Source organism: Melioribacteraceae bacterium, assembly GCA_019638015.1.
GTDB lineage: Bacteria > Bacteroidota > Ignavibacteria > Ignavibacteriales > Melioribacteraceae > JAHBUP01.
The window spans coordinates 3,381,295-3,397,477 of sequence record JAHBUP010000001.1 but is presented as its reverse complement, the minus strand read 5'-3'; the positions used below and the strand labels follow the sequence as shown (position 1 = coordinate 3,397,477).

The 16,183-nt window shown below is 33.6% G+C and carries 15 protein-coding genes; 6 read left to right on the top strand and 9 right to left on the bottom strand.

The window, feature by feature from the left end; genetic code table 11:
* From KF816_14520 to KF816_14505, 4 genes are all read left to right on the top strand, one after another.
* Positions 1-810 carry an RnfABCDGE type electron transport complex subunit B gene (locus KF816_14520; GenBank protein ID MBX3009231.1) on the top strand — a complete coding sequence of 270 codons (810 nt, stop codon included), beginning with the start codon at positions 1-3 and terminating at the stop codon, positions 808-810.
* On the top strand, positions 810-1,238 hold the full coding sequence (locus KF816_14515; protein MBX3009230.1) for a SoxR reducing system RseC family protein: 429 nt from the start codon (positions 810-812) through the stop codon (positions 1,236-1,238). The genes KF816_14520 and KF816_14515 overlap by 1 nt, the downstream gene beginning before the upstream one ends.
* A 124-nt stretch (positions 1,239-1,362) precedes the next feature.
* Complete coding sequence (locus tag KF816_14510; GenBank protein ID MBX3009229.1) at positions 1,363-3,696, top strand: PAS domain S-box protein; 2,334 nt, start codon at positions 1,363-1,365, stop codon at positions 3,694-3,696.
* A gap of 21 nt (positions 3,697-3,717) precedes the next feature.
* Positions 3,718-4,767 carry a saccharopine dehydrogenase NADP-binding domain-containing protein gene (locus KF816_14505; GenBank protein ID MBX3009228.1) on the top strand — a complete coding sequence of 350 codons (1,050 nt, stop codon included), beginning with the start codon at positions 3,718-3,720 and terminating at the stop codon, positions 4,765-4,767.
* On the opposite strand, the gene KF816_14500 is transcribed toward KF816_14505, so the two are convergent.
* A complete protein-coding gene (locus KF816_14500; GenBank protein MBX3009227.1) occupies positions 4,764-6,041 on the bottom strand; it encodes a toxin-antitoxin system YwqK family antitoxin in 1,278 nt (425 codons plus the stop codon). The genes KF816_14505 and KF816_14500 overlap by 4 nt on opposite strands.
* A gap of 107 nt (positions 6,042-6,148) precedes the next feature.
* On the opposite strand from KF816_14500, the gene KF816_14495 reads away from it, so the two are divergent.
* Positions 6,149-6,547, top strand: a complete 399-nt coding sequence (locus KF816_14495; GenBank protein ID MBX3009226.1) for an acyl-CoA thioesterase — start codon at positions 6,149-6,151, stop codon at positions 6,545-6,547.
* Here the strand turns inward: KF816_14495 and KF816_14490 are convergent.
* Genes KF816_14490 through KF816_14460 form a run of 7 tightly spaced genes read right to left on the bottom strand, consistent with a single transcriptional unit; the run spans position 6,537 to position 14,586 of the window.
* The gene (locus KF816_14490) at positions 6,537-8,003 is read right to left on the bottom strand and encodes an acyl--CoA ligase (protein ID MBX3009225.1); all 1,467 of its coding nucleotides are present in this window, start codon (positions 8,001-8,003) and stop codon (positions 6,537-6,539) included. The genes KF816_14495 and KF816_14490 overlap by 11 nt on opposite strands.
* The gene (menC, locus tag KF816_14485) at positions 8,000-9,049 is read right to left on the bottom strand and encodes an o-succinylbenzoate synthase (protein MBX3009224.1); all 1,050 of its coding nucleotides are present in this window, start codon (positions 9,047-9,049) and stop codon (positions 8,000-8,002) included. Before menC ends, KF816_14490 begins: the two co-directional genes overlap by 4 nt.
* Positions 9,046-9,945 carry a 1,4-dihydroxy-2-naphthoate polyprenyltransferase gene (locus KF816_14480; GenBank protein MBX3009223.1) on the bottom strand — a complete coding sequence of 300 codons (900 nt, stop codon included), beginning with the start codon at positions 9,943-9,945 and terminating at the stop codon, positions 9,046-9,048. The genes menC and KF816_14480 overlap by 4 nt, the downstream gene beginning before the upstream one ends.
* A gap of 9 nt (positions 9,946-9,954) precedes the next feature.
* Positions 9,955-10,788 (bottom strand): 1,4-dihydroxy-2-naphthoyl-CoA synthase, encoded by an 834-nt coding sequence (gene menB / locus KF816_14475; GenBank protein ID MBX3009222.1) that lies wholly within the window; start codon positions 10,786-10,788, stop codon positions 9,955-9,957.
* The gene (gene menH, locus KF816_14470) at positions 10,754-11,614 is read right to left on the bottom strand and encodes a 2-succinyl-6-hydroxy-2,4-cyclohexadiene-1-carboxylate synthase (GenBank protein ID MBX3009221.1); all 861 of its coding nucleotides are present in this window, start codon (positions 11,612-11,614) and stop codon (positions 10,754-10,756) included. The genes menB and menH overlap by 35 nt, the downstream gene beginning before the upstream one ends.
* Positions 11,598-13,367 carry a 2-succinyl-5-enolpyruvyl-6-hydroxy-3-cyclohexene-1-carboxylic-acid synthase gene (gene menD / locus KF816_14465; protein ID MBX3009220.1) on the bottom strand — a complete coding sequence of 590 codons (1,770 nt, stop codon included), beginning with the start codon at positions 13,365-13,367 and terminating at the stop codon, positions 11,598-11,600. The genes menH and menD overlap by 17 nt, the downstream gene beginning before the upstream one ends.
* Positions 13,351-14,586 (bottom strand): chorismate-binding protein, encoded by a 1,236-nt coding sequence (locus tag KF816_14460; protein MBX3009219.1) that lies wholly within the window; start codon positions 14,584-14,586, stop codon positions 13,351-13,353. The genes menD and KF816_14460 overlap by 17 nt, the downstream gene beginning before the upstream one ends.
* 326 nt (positions 14,587-14,912) lie before the next feature.
* Here KF816_14460 and KF816_14455 point away from each other — a divergent pair, with 326 nt between their 5' ends.
* Positions 14,913-15,338 carry a MarR family transcriptional regulator gene (locus tag KF816_14455; GenBank protein ID MBX3009218.1) on the top strand — a complete coding sequence of 142 codons (426 nt, stop codon included), beginning with the start codon at positions 14,913-14,915 and terminating at the stop codon, positions 15,336-15,338.
* Here KF816_14455 and prmA read toward each other — a convergent pair.
* Positions 15,328-16,179: a 50S ribosomal protein L11 methyltransferase gene (gene prmA / locus KF816_14450; protein MBX3009217.1), complete on the bottom strand. Its 852-nt coding sequence runs from the start codon at positions 16,177-16,179 to the stop codon at positions 15,328-15,330. The two genes, KF816_14455 and prmA, sit on opposite strands and share 11 nt — an antisense overlap.
* Between the last annotated feature and the right edge of the window lie 4 nt (positions 16,180-16,183).

Genomic DNA, 16,183 nt, shown 5'->3' with positions numbered 1-16,183 from the left:
ATGGAATTGACAATTATTATTGCAATAATTACAATGGGTGGGCTTGGATTTATTTTTGCTGGAGGTTTAGCATATGCCGATAGGAAGCTTAGAGTAGAGGAAAATCCATTAATCGCTCAAGTTAATGAATCATTGCCGAATGCAAATTGCGGAGGATGTGGTTTTGCCGGTTGTTATGATTTTGCTGTAAATGTTGTAGAAGGGAAAACATCCCCTAACGGCTGTCCGGTTGGCGGTGAAGAAACGGCAAAACAAATCGCCTTGCTTCTTGGAATTGAAGTTGGCGACTCAGTTAAAAATTATCCCGTTTTACTTTGCCGTGGCGGTAATAGTGAAGCGGTAAAAAAAATGGTTTCATATTATGGCCCGTTAAGCTGTAAAGCGATGCACATCGTTTCCGGTGGAGATAAATTATGTTATTATGGCTGTTTGGGAGGGGGCGATTGTGTATCCGTATGCCCTTTTAATGCGATGATTATGAATGAAAATGGTTTACCCGAAGTAATTGAAGAATTGTGTACCGGTTGCGGAATTTGTGTTAAATCTTGTCCCAGAAATGTGCTCGAAATGCATCCTGTTTCTCACAATGTATTTGTGTTCTGCAAAAATCAAGATGATCCAAAACGTTCTAAAGAGGTTTGTTCCGTATCCTGTTTAGGATGTGGAATTTGCGCCCGCAAATCGGATGGCGGAATTGAAATGGTTAATAATCTCGGTATTATTAATTATGATAAACTTGATGATTCAAAAATTCCCTTTGATAAGTGTTCAACCGGTGCAATCGCCTATAAAAATAAATTGATTAATTGATGCTGAATGAGTCATTTATAGAAAGTGGCACTATACTTAAAATCGATGATGATTTTACCGATGTGTTGATCCATTCAAAAAATGAATGTGAGGAATGCTCCGCTAAAATATTTTGTACTCCAACCTCCGCGAATTTAAATGTTCTTAGAATCCAGAAGTTAGCAGGGAAAAATGTTGGTGATGATATTAAGATTGAGATTAATTCAAAAAGTATAGTTAGCCAAGCGTTAATAATTTACTTATTACCGCTTATTATTTTACTCATAGTTGTAGCTTTAACCTATAACCTGTTTAGTGCATCAAACAATAAAGAGCTCCTTGCTTTTACGGGTGCGATTATATCGTTGGTAGTTTATTTCTTCCTCCTTAATTTAAAGAGAAAATTTTTCCCCTCCGATCAACGGAGCATCGTTAATATACTTAACTAGGTCCATTAAAAATTTAACAGTTAAATTCAGCGGTATTGTTGAATGATTAACATTTATTAATTATACTCGCTTCCCAAAAGTAAACTCTTAATCACAATACTTGTAATTCGTTTGGGTCCACTTAATGATAATTCCAGAAACCAATTATCTAATTGCCTTCTTAATTCTATTAATTCCAACTCTCTTCATTTTTCAGTATGTAGTGATGGGTAGGAAAGAACGACAGTTATCCATTTTAAAAAATGAGTTAAGAAAGAAAAATGATAATATTAATGCCAATGAATCTCTCTATCGTCAAATGTTTCAGGATAATATTTCCATTATGCTTTTGCTCGATAAGGAGAGTATGGAAATTATTGACGCTAATAATGCGGCGGTGAAATTTTATGGTTACTCACACAACTTATTGATCAATAAAAAGTATTATGAAATATGTCCAGATTCGACTCATCTCAATTTTAATGTAACTAAAACAAACATTACCGGGACAAATCAACTTATAATTTCAAATCACATCTTAGCTGATGGTACAAATAAATTTGTTGAAGTGGCGTTCAGTTTTTTGGAGGCAAAAGAGAGAGAAATAGTTTACGCCATAATCCATGATATTTCTGAAAGAATTATAGCTCAAAAGGAATTGGTGGAATCTGAGAAAAAGTATCGTGCTTTATTCGATAATATACAAGATGGTATTTTTATAATTCAAGATGCCAAATTTGTATTATGTAATAACGCATTGGCAGATATGCTTGGCTATAAAGTTGAAGAATTGATTGGTGAACCATTCGGACGAGTAATTGCTCCGGAGGATTTTGATCTGGTTGTCGGACGTTATAAACACAGGTTAGAAGGACTTGATGTACCAAATAGTTACGAATTTAGAGCATGTCATAAAGATCCATCAATAAATGTTTATCTGCAACTTCATGTGGGAGTAACTGAATTTAATGGCAAGCCGACATCCATCGGCACTGTAAAAAATATTACAGGTAAAAAGGATGCTGATAAAAAGTTGAGAGAGCTTTCGGAGATCATCCGCCAAACGCAATCAACAGTAATATTGACCGATGTACAAGGTAAAATTGTATATGTAAATAATGCCTTCACAGAATTAACCGGTTATACATCCGAGGAAGTTATTGGGCAATCACCCAATATTTTAAAATGGGATAACACATGCAGAAATATTTTTACTCAACTTTGGGATCATATTTTAAAAGGAAGAAGCTGGAGAGGAGAACTCTTAAATAAAAAGAAAGATGGTACCAAGTTTTGGGTTAAAGTTTCGATTTCTCCAATCATGGATGAAAAAGGAACAATAATTAATTTTGTTGCAATAGAGGATGATATAACATTTGAAAAGTATGCACGAGAAGAAATTCATAAAAATGAAAAACTTTTAAGTACCGTTCTAAATAATGCTCCAATTGTTTTATTTATTATTGATAATAATGAAACTGTGAAATTTGCGCGAGGCAGCTTGCTGGCTGAGCTTAATATTAATCCTGATAACACCGTCGGGAGAAATATTAAAGAATTTTTGGTCGGTTTTGATGAATTATATTCTGATTTGAAATTAGCACTTACTGGTAAAACATTCTCAGCAAACTATAAAATAGGAAATTTGGTAGTTGAAAATTCTTACTCGCCATTTCTCGGTTCTGATGGATCAGTGATTGGTACTTTTGGATTATCTACAAATGTAACCGCACGATTCGAAACTGAGCAAAAATTAATTGACGCCAAAGAAGATGCGCTGAAATCAAGCAAATTAAAAACAGATTTTTTGGCCCAGATGTCACACGAAATTAGAACTCCGGTGAGCACAATATTAAATTATACAACCTTGATTGAGGAGGCTTTGATAGATAAAATAGTGGATCACGATCTTAAAAACGCATTCGCTTCAATTGAAAGCGGAGGACGGAGATTGATAAGAACAATTGATATGATACTAAATATGTCTCAATTTCAGAGTGGTACATTTAGACCTCTATTTGAATATTTTGATCTGAATGAAATTTTAAAACAAGTTACTTCAGAGTTAAGCCGACAGGCAGAAATAAAAAATATTTTACTACAATATAATTCGGCTGATAAAAAATATATTATTCAGGCAGATCATATAAGTGTAACACAGATTTTTATTAATCTTATCGATAACGCTATTAAATATACTCATCATGGTACAGTAACTGTGAGACTTGAAGAATCAGAAAATCATTATTGTGTTACAGTAAAGGATACAGGAATCGGCATGTCAAAAGAATATTTGCAGAATATTTTCACTCCATTTTCACAAGAAGAGACAGGCTACACAAGGAAATTTGAAGGCACCGGTTTGGGATTGGCACTTGTAAAAAAATATGTTGAAGTTAACAATGCAACAATAAAAGTTGATAGCGTTAAAGATACAGGTACCACTTTTTCAATCTTATTTAAAAAAGATGTAAGTTGAATTTAAAATCAAAACTTATCAGTGAATAATAAACTAATGATATATGGTGCAAATGGTTATTCGGCAAAGCTGATAATCCATGAAGCACTTTCTTGTGGAATAAAACCGGTTCTTGCCGGAAGAAATTCAAAGGAAATTAAAAAAGTAGCAGAAGCTTTTGATTTGCCATACAAAGTATTCAATCTCGAAGATGAATCTACAATAAATGATAACCTTAACGAAATCCATACCATCCTAAATTGTGCCGGACCATTTAAACATACCGCCAAAGAATTAATTGAAGGATGTTTAAGAAATAAAGTTAATTATCTCGATATTACCGGTGAGATGCCGGTTTTTTATTTAGCCTATTCTAAAGATTCTGAAGCTCAAACAGCGGGTATTACTATTTTACCCGGAGCTGGATTTGATATTATTCCCACCGATTGTTTGGCAAAAAGATTAGCCTCATTGCTGCCGGATGCTACTAACTTAAAATTAGGTTTTATGAATTACGGGGGAAAGATATCCCGGGGTACTTTATTAACATCATTAGATTTTATCGGCGGCACAGGTAAAATTAGAAGAGGGGGCAAAGTTATTAATTCTCCAATTGGTGAATATAAAGTTGAAGTAGATTTACCAAATTTTAAAATGTCCGGATTTTCAATTCCATGGGGAGATGTATTCACTTCATTTATCTCTACCGGTATAGAAAATTCCGAGGTGTATCTTGGAACAAAATATAGAATTCTAACGAACTCAACTATGTTGAAATTAACGGTGAAACTATTGGGCTTTGAGCCGGTCAAAAAAGTTGCTCAAAGATTTATTTCCAGCAGAATAACCGGACCAACGGCTCAAGAAAGAGTCAGAGCAAAAACTTTTATCTGGGGAAAAGTTACCAATAAAAAGGGGGAATCTGTTGAGCATGTTTACAGAATAATGGAGGGGTATAATTTAACAGCTAAGGGGGCAGTGCTGTGTGCAAAAAAAGTTCTTGAAGGAGAATCTAAACCTGGCAGTTTTACTCCATCAAATTTATTTGGAGATAAGTTTCTCGATAATTTTACTCTTGAAAGAGTATTCTAATTCTTAAGTAATCCATCTATAAATTCACCCTCAAAAACAACACCCCTCTCCGAATTAAATGATTGAACCTTCCCATTTAATAAATTGTCTTTATAATTAAAAAGTTCAATCATCTCCCCAGCTTCGTTATAGTATGTAGCTACTCCGTTTTTTGAACCGTTTACGAAGTATTCCTCCCCTTTTATTTTTCCAGTGGAGTAATAGTGCGTTACTTTGCCTTCAATAAGATTACTCCGGTAAATTAATTCCGATTTTACTTCTCCCGATTCGTAAAAATATTTTGCACTGCCTTCTCTAATTCCATCTACATAAAATTCCTCGGAGTAGAGGATCCCATTAGTATCATATTTTTTTGATATTCCGTCTCTTCCATTCGCGAAAAAATTAACATTCTCGGCGAGTGTACCATTATCATGATAAAATATTGCCGGGCCATCAATTCTTCCGTTTTTATAAATTAACTCAGCTTTTAAATATCCGTTGGAGTGATATTCTCTAATTACTCCTTCTTTTTTCCCCTCTCTAAATTTCAACTCAGCTTTCATAAATCCATCATCATAGAAATCATCGAAACTTTCCTCTACCTTATCAAATTTACCACTGATATCGTACCGAATACGTTTTACAATTTGGCCATTGTTGTAAGTATCCACAACTTTTATAGAACCGTCAGGATAATAAAAATAAGAATTGCCATCTAATCTGTCATTTCTATAATTAGCTTCGAGGGCAATATTTCCATAATCATAATAGACTTTACTAATACCTTCAAGTTTATCATCAATATAGTTTCTTTCTACTTCAAGCTTCCCATTCTCGAAAAATATTTTTGAGATGCCGTTAAGTTTACCATTTCTATAACTCCATATTGCTTGAAGCACTCCGCTTTTATAATAAGTATTTGAGAATCCATCCTGAATATCATCTCTATAATTTGGCTCTGCCCAAAGCTCGCCGGTCTCGTAAAACCATTTAGAGATTCCTTGAAGTTTTCCTCTTTCATAATTCCACTTCATACTTATTGTGCCATCTTCAAAATACCAGGTAGAAAGCCCCTCCTCCTTGCCATTTTCAAAATACCATTCCTTCCAAATTTTCCCGCTCTCGTAAAACTCTTTATAAATTCCCACTTTGGTACCGTTGGAAAATATACCTTCGCTTTTAACTTTGCCGTTTTTATAATACTCTCTTTTAATTTCGCCAATTATTTGCGCGTAATTATTTGTTGAGAAAAAGAGAATTAGTAAAAAAATATTTTTGATAAATGATCTCATAAGTGAAACGCAAATTATAAAAAGTTTGCCAAATAATAGATGCTTTTAATTACCGCTTAGGATAGAAATATCCGATTGATTAAATTTCAGAAGAAAATGGAGAAAAAATGTTTACCACAAAAGTTAAAGTTTATTTTTATGATGCCGATCCGGCAGGAATAATATTCTACGCAAGCCTTTTCAAATATGTTCATGCGGCTTATGAAGAATTTATGAGGAGTCTGCATACCGAACGAAATTTCTTTTTTGATAAGGATTATGTTCTCCCCATAATTCACGCCGACGCTGATTATATAAAACCAATAAAAGTAGGAGATGAGCTCGAAATTGAGTTGATGGTAAGTTTACTTAAAAAATCCTCATTCGAACTGACTTATAGATTTTATAAAAATAATAGGGAATTTAGCGCTATCGCAAAAACTGTTCACGTTTGTGTATTGAAAGAAGAATTTAAAAAGATTGAACTACCTGATGATTTTTTTAACAAATTAAAAACTAATCTTTAAACAGTTTTACTAACGCTTCATAATTAGTTTTTCCGAGTTCACTTCTCGGAATTGATTTTACAAATATTATCTTCTTTGGAATTTTATGCGGGGCTAGTAGTCTCTTTAATTCATGTCTGACCTCAATTTCGTCCCATTCTGTAGAGTCTTTTATTATTATTGCGGCAGCTACCGCAGTACCCCAAATTACATCAGGTATTCCAACGACTGCTGCATCACTAATTTTATCTATGGATTTTATACAGTTTTCGATTTCTATTGGTGAGATGTTTTCGCCGCCGGATACAATAATATTATCAACTCGCCCCGTAATATAGAGGAAACCCTCCGCATCAAAATATCCCGCATCACCCGATTTGTAGTATCCATCTTTAAATGCTTGTTGTGTCGAAGATTTATCGTTGTAATATTCCTCGAAAATGGAATTTGTTTTTATAAGAATTTCTCCCAGACTTGCAGATTCCTGTGATTTATTTTTATCAATAATTATTTCAGTGTTGCCGATTGGCTTACCAACTGAATTAATTTTATCATTCGAGTAATTGCCGGTTAAAGCGCAAATCATTGAAGAAGTTTCGGTACTGCCATAAACTTTTGTAATTGGATATCCCAAATTTTTCGCCAAATTAAAAATACTGGCATCTCCGGGGCCACCACCGACAAATATATTTTTAATCGACTTATTGGGTTTATAATTCTCTCTATTCATCCGCTGAAGTGTTGTTGGAACAATTGAACAGTGTGTTATTGGTTGATTGGTCAAGGCATCCATTATTTCGGAATGACTAGAATTAGTTGGAATGAATAATTTAGCATTACTTAGAAGTGCCCTGATGAAAATCATGAATCCACCAATATGATAAAGAGGAAGCGATAATAACCACAAATCATTTTCTTCAAAATTGAAAAGTGAGTTTGATTGGAAATAATTCTCTTGTAATGAATGAAAAGTATGAACCACTAATTTTCTATCACCCGTTGAACCGGAGGTAAATAAGCAAACCGCTTTTTGGGAAAGCTGAAAAATTGGTAAACCGGTAATGTCCAATGATCCGTGATAATTAAAAATCTGATCCATGAAAATGAAATTCATATTATCTTTTGAAAAAGAATCGAAATCATTTTTATCAGTGATTATAAATTTAGATTTACTTTTTAGTGCCATATCCGGCAGATCGGATTGTAAAATTTTGGTGTGAAATAGAATTGGTACCGATCCAATAAACCATAATGCTTGAACTACTACGAGATACTCCCATTTATTATCACAATAAATAGCTACATGGTCCCCTTCGCTTATATTTCTATTTGAAAGATAATTAGCTGCAGATAATGATTTAATTAAAAAATCGTCTCTCGTTATTTTAATATTCTCACCAATAATGAATAATTCATGCATTGGTTTTGCATGAGCTTCAAACACCCAATGATTTAAATTATTTGAATTGCTGATCATAAAATTTGTGATAAAATATTTAAGTGAAAATTAATTTTACCATTTTTTATAGGGAAGATGTCATTAACAATTGTAGCGGGAAAATATTCCATAGTGTCTAATCCATGTGCGTGGTTATGATTAGTTAATGAAGCAAGCATCACAAGCATTCTTTTTCCTATCGGACCTTCAAACGATGAAGAAATTATAACTTGCTTATTTGTTTCGTTTGCCAGTTTAATAATTCTTGCTGTTTCCCTTATTCCGCCAATAATAGAAGGTTTAATCACTAGAAATTCTATCGGAGAATTTGTTAATATATTTATGGCTTCCGAAATGGAATTTATTGATTCATCAACTGCAATTGGGATAATATTAGATTTAGCAAGTTCCACAAGCTCATCCAACCTTTTTACGGGCTGCTCTATATATTCAATACTAAATTTGGAAAGTCGATTTATATATTCAACAGCTTGTTCAAAATCCCAGGCACAATTAGCATCAAGTCTTATTATAATTTTATTTTGAAAACGCGCATGTATAAGTTCTAATAAATTAAGATCATCAGTAAAATCATTCTTCCCAATCTTTATCTTAAAAGTTTGATACCCCAAACTTACTTTCGATTCTATTATTGATATTATCTCATCAGATTTCCCGAATGGAATAACTGCGTTAACATTAATTATTTCCCGGGGATTAAAGTCGGAGAATATTGAGTAATCTTTGTTTTTGAATAATATTGAAAATAATGCCTGCTCAATTCCGAAAATAACAGAACAAGGCATATTTGAAGAATACAGTTTACTGAACAGATCTGGAATAGTGCATGCGCCGGATGAGTTCACAACAAAATTAATTAATCCATTTAATGACTTAATGCATTCATCAATAGATTCAAGGCTCAAACCAGGTAGCGGGGCAACTTCTCCCTTACCAATAATACCTGTACTTGTTTTTATCTGTACGAGTAAAATATTTCTTTCAGTAATATGAATTGAATTAGATACAAAATGTTTTTTCAGTTTTATCTGTTGAGGAGAAAATTGTAGTTCATTAATAATCATATAATGATACCCACGGCAAATAACAACCCATATATTGCCGAAAGTTTTGCGGTCAATTCAAGTGTTTTGTTTAGTTCTTTTCCATGAAGTGTTAAAATCATTTTTATAAGTTTGATAGAAATCGGCATGGAGAGAAGGGGAAGAAATACATAAATGCTTTTCTTAAATGTAAAGTAAACAAGAAATAAGATTGCGTAGGATATGATCATAAAAAAGATAAATTGAAATCGCGCAAACTTTTCACCGAATACTACTGCGAGTGTATTTTTCCCATTTGATTGATCTTCTTCCCGATCTCGATAGTTATTTACAACTAAAATATTTGTTATTAGGGAGCCAACTGGAATTGAAGCCCAAAAAACAAAAGCTGTAATTTCTCCAGATTGAACATAGTAGGTACCAACAGTACCAATTAACCCGAAAAAAATAAATGAAGCAACGTCTCCCAATCCATTGTAAGCTAACGGAAATGGTCCGGCTGTATAAATTATCCCGGCAATGATTGAAAGAATTCCAATCAGTAAAATCACCCAACCGCTTAAATAAACAAGATAAAGTCCAAGAATAAAACTAATCCCAAATACAATCGTTGTACCTATCTTCATTTCTTTAACCGAAAGCAAACCTGATGCGGCGGCACGCTGAGGTCCTATCCTGTTTTTAGTATCCTTCCCTTGAAGAAAATCAAAAAGGTCGTTGGCGAAATTGGTACCTATTTGGATTAATATAGAACAGATCAATGCGGTTATAGCTGCTGGGGCAAAGAATTTATTATCATAAACAGCTATTGATGTACCAACAAAAACGGGTACAACGGCGGCTAGCAATGTTCTTGGTCGTGATGCTAAAATCCAGGCATCAAATTTTGATATTTTATTTATACCCACTTGATCCATAAACATTAGTTATGGTAAACGGGGAAATTTGCTAAAGTCTGGTTTTCGCTTTTCATTATAAGCGTTTTTACCTTCTTGTGCCTCTTCGCTCATATAATAAAGAAGAGTTGCGTTTCCTGCTAATTCCTGTATTCCGGCTTGTCCATCAAGTTCGGCATTGAACGCTGATTTTAATAATCGAATTGATAACGGACTCTTCTCCAATATTTCATTTGCCCATTGAACACCTTCTTCTTCAAGTTTTTCAATAGGAACTACTTTATTAACCAAACCCATTTCATAGGCTTCTTGCGCGTTGTATTGACGGCATAAATACCAGATTTCCCTAGCTTTTTTTTGCCCGACAATTCTAGCTAAATAACTTGAACCGAAACCTCCATCAAAACTGCCTACCTTGGGACCAGTTTGACCGAAGATCGCATTATCGGCGGCAATTGTTAAATCGCAAACTACATGAAGAACATGTCCTCCTCCAATTGCATAACCAGCAACTAATGCAATTACCGGTTTGGGAATGCTTCTAATTTGTTTTTGAACATCAAGAATATTTAATCGAGGGATCCCATCTTTTCCAACGTAGCCTTTATCTCCGCGGATTGATTGATCACCTCCTGAACAAAAAGAATATTTTCCATCTTTTGCAGGGCCTGCACCGGTTAATAATACAACGCCTATACTGCTCTCTTCGCGGCAATAATTAAATGCATCAAATAATTCTTTTGTGGTGTCTGGTCTGAAGGCGTTTCTTTTCTCTGGACGGTTAATTGAAATTTTGGCTATTCCGCCAAGTTGTTCAAATAAAATATCATCATACTTTTTTATTGTTTTCCAGTTGAAGTTCATTATTAATTTCCAAGTTGTTCAAAAAGTCGAGAACCAATTTAGTAAAAACATCAGGCATTTCTAAGTGAACATTGTGCCCTGCTTCTTTAATTATTTTATGTTGAGAATGCACTAGTTTTGCTGCAAGATTCTGGTTAATCCCGCAATATTTAGGATCATTTTCCCCGCTGATTAATAAAACCTGTGAATTAATTGCTCCCAATTTATCCCAGCAGCTTTGCATTAATCCCGTACTAAAACCAGCAATCATGTTTGATAAACCAATAACACTATTTTGCTGGCGTTTGTTCTTTAATTGGTTAAACTCACTTAAATTTTTTAATCTCTCAAACAAAGGAGTTTGAAACCAAAAATCCATAAAAGAATTGATTCCCTCACTCTTTATTTTATCAGCCAACAGATAATCGAGCTCAACTCTTTCCTTTTTATCTTCAATTGATTCGATACCAGCTGTTGAACTTTCTAATATAGCAGCAATAACTTTATTTGGAAATTTGCACATATAGGAAATTGCCGCTCTACCTCCTAATGAATAACCACATATAATAAATTTTTCAAAGTTTAGTTGTTCGGTGATATTGTTAATTTGATTCACTATTGAGCAGGCAGTGTAAAATTTTGAATCTTCGGGGGATTCTGTGAATCCGTGACCAATTAAATCAATTGCTATAGGAAGGAAATTAGAAGGTATTTTATTGATTAGAAATTCCCAATCATCGGAGCAGCCGCTAAATCCATGCAATAATAATAATGGTATTTTTGCTGAATTTAAATCAGCTTCATTAATTCGAATAAAGAAATCAATTCCGTCAACTCTTAATATCATCTATTAACAAATCAATTTGTTTCGATATCATTAACCAGAAATCGCGGCGCATTTCGGCAGAATATTTTGCGTCTGTCCTTAATTCAAAAACGGATAGAGAGGATTTATCGTCAATTGAATTTACTTTTCTTTTTAATTCTTTACAATCTTTTATTTTATGATATGAACCGCCGTAGCCTTCAACAATCTTTTTGAAATTTATATCGAGAGGTGTTAAAAACAAATCATTAAAATGTTCCCGGAATTTTGAAATTGGTAATGATTCGAAAATCCCTCCGCCCGAATTATTTATAAGTAGTACGATTAGAGGTATCTTGAATTTAACCGCATTATGAAGACCATTAAAATCATGATAAAATGCGAGATCTCCGGTTAGCAGGTAGGTTGGTTCTTTCGAAATTGAGGCGATAGCAAGTGCGGTTGAATTAATTCCATCAATGCCGCTGGCTCCTCTATTCGTAAATATCTTAATTTTCTTTTTTGAGGTTGAAGAGAAGAAATCAATATCGCGGATGGGCATCGAATTAGAAATCATCAGATTAGATCTTTCTGGTAAAATGTCAATCAAATCATACGCAAATTTTGATTCGGATCGGGTATCATCTCTTAAAAAATATTTCTTTTTTTTCTCTTTAATATACTTGTCGAGCTGTAGAGTTGTTTTAACTAATGAACTAACTGAATGTTTTTTGTTAGATAGTATTATTAGTAAATTACTAATGAACTCATTTGGTTGAATTGAAGGTGCTTTTTTGAAGGTAAGTGAGGGATCATTTGAATCGCCATATTCATTTATGGCTACTTTTATTGCACTACTATTTTTTAAGAAATCCAAAACAATATTTGAAGTCGGCGCACCTCCAAATTGAATAATTAAATCGGGCTTAAATATTTTTACAAATTTCTCTGATCTTAGCAACGATGTTAAATTCTCAATAATTCTTTCTTTTGAAAAGTTTCCGTATCGTAGTCCCGATGCGCCATCAGCATAAATTAAAACATTATTTCGTTTTGCGAGATTTATTAATTGGGAACTAAAGTCATTATTAAATTCACCATATCCTACAATAACCAACACATTCTTTTTTTCTTTAAAGTATTGAGCAATGTTTATAACAAAAGCAGGAAATTTTTTTGAATTATATTCAATAGAAAAATTTCTTCTATTGAATGAGGAGTCAAGTAATTTTAAATCAACCTTATCTGCTTTATTATCGGGTTCAAATGGTTTTTCAAAAGGTAAATTAATGTGAACAGGACCGCGATTCGTAAAATATGCGGTGCGTACCGCTTCCTCTGCAATGTCTATAATTGAATTGATTTTTTGAATGTCTGGTAAACCCGCATCAATAAATAATCGGATATGATTTTTATAAATATTCTGTTGATTTATGGTTTGGTTTGCACCTGCATTTTTTAAATAGTGGGGTCTATCTGCTGTACATATAATTAGAGGAATACGCTGATAGTATGCTTCAATAATTGCAGGATATAATTCAGCAACCGCGGTTCCTGAAGTAGTTAAAACTAGCACCGGGGACTGTGATTTTTTGGCTAAGCCCAGAGCAAAAAACGCAGAAGATCTTTCATCAACAATAGGGAAAATTTTAATTCCTTTATTATCAGCCAGTGCCAAAGCCAAAGATGTACTTCTCGAACCGGGAGATACGCATGCAAATTTTACACCTAATTCAGTGAGTCTGCTTACAAATAGATCGCACCATAAAGTGTTTCTATTAATTGATATTTTCATTTTCGAATAATGAGATAATAGTTTTAAACTTTAGTTCAGTTTCTAGAAATTCCGACTCGGCTTCACTCTCTTTTATAATTCCGCATCCTGCGAAAGCCCGTAATTTTTTATCTTTATAAAATGCTGAACGAATAGCCACAGCAAATTCTGCTTCACGTTCTGGAGAAATCCAGCCTAATATTCCAGCATAAAGACCTCTATCATAATTTTCGAGATTTTCTATTATCTCTAGAGCGCGCTTTTGAGGGTAACCGCAAACGGCAGGCGTAGGAAATAGTCTTTCAATAATTTCAATAATTGAAACACCGGGTTTCAATGGGGCTTCAATTTTAGAAATCAAATGTTGAATGTTCCTCAACTTTTTTATATTGGGCGTATTCTCATATACTAATTTATCAGAAATATCCTCTAATCGGGAAACTAAAAATTTAAGTACACTGTCTTGCTCCAGTACATTCTTCGAACTGTTCAATAATTGATTAGCTAATTTTTTATCTTCAAATTCATTCTCGCCTCTACGAATGCTTCCAGCCACCGCCTCAGTTTTGAGAATATTATTTTTTAGTGAAAATAATTTTTCCGGGGTTGCTCCAAAGAAAAGTGCGTTATTGCTTTTTATCGCATAAGTTATACTGTTACTTTGTCTCTCCGTTAACTTAAGAAGGTGGTAACCGATATCAATTTCTGATGAAAATTCCAGATCGCAATATCTGCCCAGTACTACTTTTTCAATTTCACCCGATACAATATGGTTTATTGAATTGGCAATCATCTTATCCCATTCTTCGCGCTGGGGGTACTTCAAAGCTTTCAATAATTCTGGATTCGAAACTACTTTGCTCTTTCCCGGTGCGAAGGTATCAATTAGTCTGCGAATGATTATCTCAATGTCTGAATGTGAACTATCCAACTCTCCATATGAAGTAAAAAAATATTTATTGTTAAGATTTGAGATTACGTATTGAGGGATGAACCAATCATTACGTTTAAAAGTACTCCAAAAATTGCTTTGTTCCTTCGTGGGAAATTTTTGCACGCTGAAAATAAATGGAATCTCGGATGAAGTTTTCTCTAAGTTGGCCTCATCAATAATATTATTTAGAACTAGATTCAGTTCTGAGCCGCTCAACGATTCTTCAATTGTAAATAATCTGCCGAAAGTAGAAAACGTTTTATTATTTGGTTTATCTCCCCAGAAAAAAAACTCGTCTTGATTCAAAAAAACTTTCAATAAGGTATTGAAGTCGGAATTGGATATTTCGATCGAGCGGCTAAAAAAAGTATGTGAGAGAATTTTACTTATATAAGTGTTCAAAATATTTAAAAGTGAAACTTTAGTTGTTAACAATTTGTTTTGTATATCATAATGAAATATAAATCATATCAGAAAAGTTTCAAAAGGAGTATATTCAAAGAGTTAATATAATTAAAGCTCTTTTTTTTGGACTAAAAAAGGTTTATTTTTCATTTAGCGAGTATGCAATACTCCAAATTAGGAGGGTTTTGAGGGATTCAACAGAAACGCAATAAACATAAGGGGCACTTATGAGCACAGAAAAGAAACAACAGGTACTGGAACTATGGGATAAATTATCTAAAGCTTACGACAAAGTTAAAAGACTTCAGTCGAAGCAGATGTTCCAGGAAAAACTTACCACACCTCAATTTGGTGTACTCGAAATCCTTCTTAAAAACGGTCCAATACCACTAAAAAAAATTAGTGATGAAATGATGGTTACCGGAGCAAACATCACATGTGTGGTAGATAATCTTGAAAAAGAAGGTTTTGTAAGAAGAATTCACTCAAAAGAGGATAGAAGAGTGATTCTTGCAGATTTAACAGATGAAGGCAGAGCTAAAATTAACAGTATTATGCCATCTTATGCAGATAATATGGCAACTGCACTCAGCGTTTTAAATGATGGTGAAATGAAAGAATTAAAACGCATTCTTGAAAAATTTAGCTTCTAATTGTGAATACTAAAGCACACCACTCATCTTCTTCCATTTTTTCAAGTAATTGGAAGTTTTTGGGAAGGTAGCAATCTAAAATATCATCTACATCTGAAATTAAAAGACCGGAAAGAATTAATACTCCGGTCTTTTTTATTTTTTCCTTAATTAAATCAGCGATCTCTAAAAGTATATGCCGATTGATATTTGCCAATATCAGATCAAATTCAGTTTCTTCAATACTACCAATTTCAGCAAGACGAACTTCCACCTTATCTTGTAGGTTATTGGCAGCTACATTTTCATCACCATTTAATTTGCACCATTCATCATTATCAATTGCCAAAGCTGTTGAGGCGCCCAGTAAAACTGAAGCAATCGCGAGTACACCGGTTCCCGTTCCTACGTCTAGTACCCTGCTATTCGGTATTACATTTTTTTCAAGTAGTTTTAATATTAATCGAGTTGTTGCATGTTCACCGGTTCCAAAAGACATCTTGGGATCTATTTCAATAATCACTTGTCCCGGTCTTGGTGAATACTCTTTAAATGAAGGTTTTATTACCAACTTATCAGTTACTTCTATAACTCTAACCTTCTTCTCATATTCCTCATTCCAATTTTTATCCTCAAAACTTTTTTCATCTAATGAGTATGAATTGATAATATCTTCATTAACAGCACGGTCTAATATGTTTTTGATCTCCTCTATAGACACACTCTTAGCTTCTTCAATAAAAACAGAAACACCATTATCATTTTCAACAATTCCGGAAATATCTGCTTGCCATAACAATCCGCTTACCATTTCAATTTTTGATGGATCAATTATGATTTTTATTTCTCTGAATGTTTTCATTTTC

What these genes read in the sequence shown, in the direction of transcription:
- menH (MBX3009221.1), bottom strand. Translation starts at nt 11,614, where the DNA reads ATGATATTAAGAGTTGACGGAATTGATTTCTTTATTCGAATTAATGAA.
- prmA (MBX3009217.1), bottom strand. Translation starts at nt 16,179, where the DNA reads ATGAAAACATTCAGAGAAATAAAAATCATAATTGATCCATCAAAAATT.
- KF816_14510 (MBX3009229.1), top strand. Translation starts at nt 1,363, where the DNA reads ATGATAATTCCAGAAACCAATTATCTAATTGCCTTCTTAATTCTATTA.
- KF816_14480 (MBX3009223.1), bottom strand. Translation starts at nt 9,945, where the DNA reads ATGGATCAAGTGGGTATAAATAAAATATCAAAATTTGATGCCTGGATT.
- KF816_14515 (MBX3009230.1), top strand. Translation starts at nt 810, where the DNA reads ATGCTGAATGAGTCATTTATAGAAAGTGGCACTATACTTAAAATCGAT.
- menC (MBX3009224.1), bottom strand. Translation starts at nt 9,049, where the DNA reads ATGATTATTAATGAACTACAATTTTCTCCTCAACAGATAAAACTGAAA.
- KF816_14455 (MBX3009218.1), top strand. Translation starts at nt 14,913, where the DNA reads ATGAGCACAGAAAAGAAACAACAGGTACTGGAACTATGGGATAAATTA.
- KF816_14520 (MBX3009231.1), top strand. Translation starts at nt 1, where the DNA reads ATGGAATTGACAATTATTATTGCAATAATTACAATGGGTGGGCTTGGA.
- menB (MBX3009222.1), bottom strand. Translation starts at nt 10,788, where the DNA reads ATGAACTTCAACTGGAAAACAATAAAAAAGTATGATGATATTTTATTT.
- KF816_14500 (MBX3009227.1), bottom strand. Translation starts at nt 6,041, where the DNA reads ATGAGATCATTTATCAAAAATATTTTTTTACTAATTCTCTTTTTCTCA.
- menD (MBX3009220.1), bottom strand. Translation starts at nt 13,367, where the DNA reads ATGAAAATATCAATTAATAGAAACACTTTATGGTGCGATCTATTTGTA.
- KF816_14495 (MBX3009226.1), top strand. Translation starts at nt 6,149, where the DNA reads ATGTTTACCACAAAAGTTAAAGTTTATTTTTATGATGCCGATCCGGCA.
- KF816_14490 (MBX3009225.1), bottom strand. Translation starts at nt 8,003, where the DNA reads ATGATCAGCAATTCAAATAATTTAAATCATTGGGTGTTTGAAGCTCAT.